4 protein-coding genes and 1 pseudogene are annotated in these 4,894 nt (G+C 61.4%); all 5 read left to right on the forward strand.

Annotated elements, in window-relative coordinates:
• Positions 1 to 5 precede the first annotated feature (5 nt).
• Positions 6 to 572 (forward strand): LemA family protein, encoded by a 567-nt coding sequence (locus AC11W3_RS11880; RefSeq protein WP_484093074.1) that lies wholly within the window; start codon positions 6 to 8, stop codon positions 570 to 572.
• 167 nt (positions 573 to 739) lie between these two features.
• Positions 740 to 1,603: a TPM domain-containing protein gene (locus AC11W3_RS11885; protein WP_484090222.1), complete on the forward strand. Its 864-nt coding sequence runs from the start codon at positions 740 to 742 to the stop codon at positions 1,601 to 1,603.
• Entirely contained in the window at positions 1,603 to 2,247 is a 645-nt protein-coding gene (locus AC11W3_RS11890; protein ID WP_484090221.1) for a TPM domain-containing protein, read from the forward strand. The genes AC11W3_RS11885 and AC11W3_RS11890 overlap by 1 nt, the downstream gene beginning before the upstream one ends.
• A gap of 126 nt (positions 2,248 to 2,373) precedes the next feature.
• Positions 2,374 to 3,258, forward strand: a complete 885-nt coding sequence (locus AC11W3_RS11895; RefSeq protein ID WP_484090220.1) for a response regulator — start codon at positions 2,374 to 2,376, stop codon at positions 3,256 to 3,258.
• Between the two features lie 382 nt (positions 3,259 to 3,640).
• Positions 3,641 to 4,894: pseudogene (locus tag AC11W3_RS11900) on the forward strand (hybrid sensor histidine kinase/response regulator); the annotation flags it as partial.

Raw genomic sequence — 4,894 nt, forward strand, 5'->3', positions numbered from 1 at the left:
GTTTTCTGGTGCTTGTCCTGTCCGCCCTGGCCGCCCTCTCCGGGTGCGGGTATAACACGATGCAGGCCAAGGAGGAGGCGGTCTTTGCCGCCTGGGGCGATGTCGAGGCGGCTTACCAGCGGCGGGCGGACCTGGTGCCCAACCTGGTGGAGGTGGTGAAGGGGTACGCAAAGCATGAGTCGCAGACCCTGACGGCGGTCACCGAGGCCCGGGCCAAGGTGGGATCGATGCAGGTCTCAAAGGACGCGGTTAACGATCCCCAGAAACTGCAGCAGTTCCAGCAGGCGCAGTCGCAGCTCTCGGGAGCCCTGTCGAGACTCATGGTGGTGGTGGAGCGCTATCCCGACCTGAAGGCCAACCAGAATTTCATGGACCTGCAGAACCAGCTCGAAGGAACGGAGAATCGCATCAACGTGGCGAGGGTGCGCTACAACCAGGCGGTGCAGGATTTCAACACCACCATTCGCACCTTCCCCAACTCGCTTACCAATTCTCTCATGCTGCACCTTGCCAGGAAGGAGCCCTTCCGCGCTGAGGAAGGGGCGAAACAGGCGCCGAAGGTGAAGTTCTAGTCGTGGCGTGCTGAAATGATGGCGTCATCCCCCACCCCGTGCCTGCGGGCTGAAGCGCCCTTCGGCGCGCAAGCCTGTCCCCCTCCCACGAGGGGAGGGGGGCTCTCGGGGAGGGGGATTCGTGTGGGAGGCTGTCGAGCAGTGGGACGAGAATGTAGAGGTAGTGAATGCGTAAAGCACTCGTAATACTCTTGCTGATTATCCTGCCGTCTTTTTGCGGCGCGGTCGAGGTCCCGCCTCTGCGCGGGTACGTGAACGACTATGCCTCGATGCTCTCTCCGCAGGCGGCTCAGCAGCTGGAGTCCGAGCTGGCCGACTTCGAACGAAGCGATTCCACCCAGATCGTGGTGCTGACCATTCCCTCATTGGAGGGACAGGTCCTCGAGGAATATTCCATCAAGGTCGTGGAGGCGTGGAAGATCGGGCTGAAGGGTAAGGACAACGGCGCTCTGCTCCTGGTGGCGAAGAACGACCGCAAGATCCGCATCGAGGTGGGACGCGGGTTGGAGGGGAAGCTGACCGATCTGGTTTCGGGGCGCATCATCCGGAACGAGATCTCCCCGGCCTTCAAGCGCGGCGACTTCGACGGCGGCATCGTCGCCGGCGTGCATGCCATAGAGGCCACCGTGCGCGGCGAGTACCAGGCGGAGCCGACAGGAAATGATATCAGGCACGGGAAAAGAGGCGCCAATCCCATCTTCACCCTGCTCCTCTTTGTCGGCGTCGCCTCCGTCTTTCTCGGTGGCATCTCGAAGATTTTGGGTGGCCTGGCGGGAGCCGTCGGCCTGCCGGTGGCTGCGGCTCTCTCCTTCGGGCTTGGCGGATTCGCCCTGGTCGTGCTGGCCTTCGTCGGTTTCCTCATCGGGCTCTTCATCGCTTTCCTCTTCTCCTCGGGGGGACGGGGCGGCTTTTGGGGCGGAGGCCCCTTCTTCGGGGGCGGCTTCGGCGGTGGCGGTTTCGGAGGTGGCGGAGGAGGATTTTCCGGCGGCGGCGGGACTTTCGGCGGTGGCGGAGCTTCGGGAGATTGGTAATGGAAAGGTCTGACGAAAAGATGCCTGATTGCTATTTCAATGATGATGAGAGGGGGCTGATCCGTCGCGCGGTAGCCGAGGCCGAGTCCAAATCGAGCGGGGAGATCGCCGTGATGGTCGTCCCCGAGAGTGACCGTTACCCTGAGGCGGAAAAGCTGGGAGCTGTGCTGCTGGCGGGGCTGGTTTCGCTCGTGGTCTCGGTGGCGGTGAAGCACGTGACCATCTGGACCTACATCCCGCTGGTCTTCCTGCTGTTTTTCCCTGCCCACTTCATCTTTCGGCGCTTTCCCAGGCTGAAGCTCTCCGTCGCCGGAGCCGCCCGCCAGGCGGAAGCGGTGCGGGAGAGGGCGCTGGCGTCGTTCTATCAGAAGGGGCTCTACCGCACCAGGGAGGAGACCGGCGTCCTGATCTTCATTTCACTTCTGGAACGAAAGGTCTGGATACTCGGGGACCGTGGCATCAACGAAAAGATCGCCCCTGACCACTGGCGGTCACTGGCCGGCCGGCTCGCCACCGGGATGCGCACCGGGAAGGCCACCGAGGCCCTCTGCTGCATCATCGCCGAGTGCGGCAACGAACTTGCCCGCCACTTCCCGTCTCGTCCTGATGATACCAATGAACTGTCCAATGACGTTCTCAGCTGAAATCTTTGATGAAAAAAAGTATTGACTTCGCGACGGCTTCGCTTTCATTATTAATGCTCCGCCGGAAATTGCCGATGTATCCTGGTAGACCGTTGTAGAATATTATGTGCTGGAAGAGAGTTAGTAATGACCGAAGAGATCAAGACAAGTAATGTTTCATCTCCCGTCCCGTCACGCAAGCCGCTGGGACAGATCTTTGCGGAACGTGGCCTCCTCGCCGAGGTCTCCGTGGACCGGCTGGTTGCCCATGCCAAGAGCAAGCACATGCGCCTGGGGGAGCTGCTGGAGGTGATCGGCCTGGTTACCCCGGAGGAGTTGGCAGAGGCGCTGGCCATCCAGTACCGCTGCCGGAAGATCGTTGATTTCTCCAGGTACGCCTATCCCAAGGACGTGCTGCGGCTCATACCCCTGGAAATGGCGGTCAAGAACACCATCTTTCCGCTGAAGGTGGACGACGGCAAACTCGGCCTGGCCGTTGCCGACCCGACCATGGATTCGCTTTTCCAGGAGATCGCCTCCCAGCACAACCTCAAGATCATCCTTTACGTTTCCACCCGCTCCGAAATAAACCGGGCCATCGCCAGGCATTACCTCGGCCAGACCGCTTTCGGGCCGGGAAGCAATACCATTCTCCTGGTCGAAGATGACCAGTTGGTGCGGGAGATGGTGGCCAGGATACTGACCAAGCAGGGATACACGGTAGAAACCGCCATAGACGGGATGGAGGCTTTCGCCAAGATTTTCGCGCTCAAGCCCAAGCTGGTGATCACCGACAAGGTGATGCCGAAGCTTGGCGGCTACGAGTTCCTTTTCGCCATAAGGAACATCCCCGAGTTCCGCTTCATGCCTGTCATCCTCATGACGGCTGCGGCGACCCCCGACGAAGAGAAGGAGGCGCTGGAGAAGGGCTTCTTCGATTTCGTGCTGAAGCCGGTGAAGGAGATCGGTCTCCTGACCCGGGTCAAAAGGGCCTTCCAGAGCAGCGAGAGATTGTACGGCCGGACCGGCTAGTTCCGGGTTGATGTCACACGCCCGGTGCGCTCCCCCTCGTAAGCCAGTGCATGCCGACAGGGGGAGCCGACCGCGGGCTCCGCACCCCAGGCTCACGCCCCCGATTCGACCCACCTCCCGACACAATCGACAACTCCCCCAAGTCTCCACCTCAGCCTTTAGCCCCTAGCCCCTAGCCTCTAGCCCCTAGTCCCTAATGAATTTGCCCAACCTGCCGAAGAGGGATGACGGTAGCGTTGTCGCCACCGTGAGCGCTCGGTGAATGATATGCAGGCGGGGCTGTGATAAGCAGGCCCGGAGACCAGAGGGCGTTACCTTCTTTGCCCGAATCAATTCCCGTAGCCGCACTTGGAGCGGTGGGGGAGGTCTTCAAAGGACAGAAATGGCAGATATCCCGGAAAACATCCAGCATGCCCGGACGGAGAGAGTTTTCATCGTATGGTTGGTAGCTATCGTGCTGCTGCTCGATCTCTTCGTGGTCACCGTCGCACTGGTCTCTCTTCGCCAAAGCCGGCTCCAGCATCAATCCAGCGCCCGCACCGAGACCGAAAACCTCTCCCAGGCCCTGGAGTTCAGCATAGGCGGGATGCTCGATACCACCGACATCGCCCTCCTTGCCCTGGTGGACGAGATGGAGAGGGCAGAGAGCCGTGGCGGTTTCGACGGCGGCGCAATGCAGTCCTTTCTGGTCAGGCAGCATCGTCGGCTACCCCAATTGGACGGCATGCGGATGGTAGACGCCGACGGCAAGATCCTGTTCGGAACCGGGTCCACCAGCGGGGCAGGGATAAGCGTCGCCGACCGCGACTTCTTCATGGAGTTGCGCGACAACCCGGCAGCGGGGCTGGCGATATCGAAGCCCCACTTCGGCCGCATCAGCAAAAAGTGGGTGCTGATCACGGGACGGCGCGTCAACAGGCCGGACGGCACTTTCGGCGGCATCGTCTACGGCACCATAGCGCTCGAAGAGCTCAGGAGGATAATTTCCCCCTTCAATGTCGGCTCCGGCGGCGCCATCACCTTGCGGGACCATGAGATGGGGTTCATAGTCGGCCATTCCAAGCCCCGTGGACTCGAGCGCCCCGCCGAGGCCCAGCCTGCCGCGCCTGAATTGGAGAGCCGTTTCGCCGCCGGCGAGCGCAGGGGGACCTTTTACAGCCTCAACGGCTCGGGCAGTATCCGCCAGGTGATCTCTTTCCGCGGTGTCGGCCGCTATCCGCTCTACGTCACGGTCGGGCTGGCAGCAAGCGACTACCTGGCGCCCTGGTGGCTCGACCTCTACAGGATGACGGCGCTGGTGGCGCTCTTCGTCATTGTCACCCTTTTGTTGTCACGGCTGATCTACGTCAGGTGGCGCAGGGAGAAGCAAGCCGAAATAGCCCTGATAGCCTCCAAGGAGGAGCTGGAGCTGCGGGTCGCCGAGCGGACCGCGGAACTGTTCCGCTCGAACAGCAGCCTGACCAGGGAACTGGCGGAGCGCGAACGGGCCGAGGAGAAGGTGCGCCAGGGCCGAAATACGCTGGCCCAGATCATCGATTCGATTCCCCAGTCTGTCTTCTGGAAAGATCGCGACAGCGTCTACCTCGGATGCAACATCGTCTTTGCACGCAGAGCTGGACTGGATACTTCGGAAGGC

The sequence above is a fragment of the Geomonas sp. genome, from assembly GCF_056994735.1.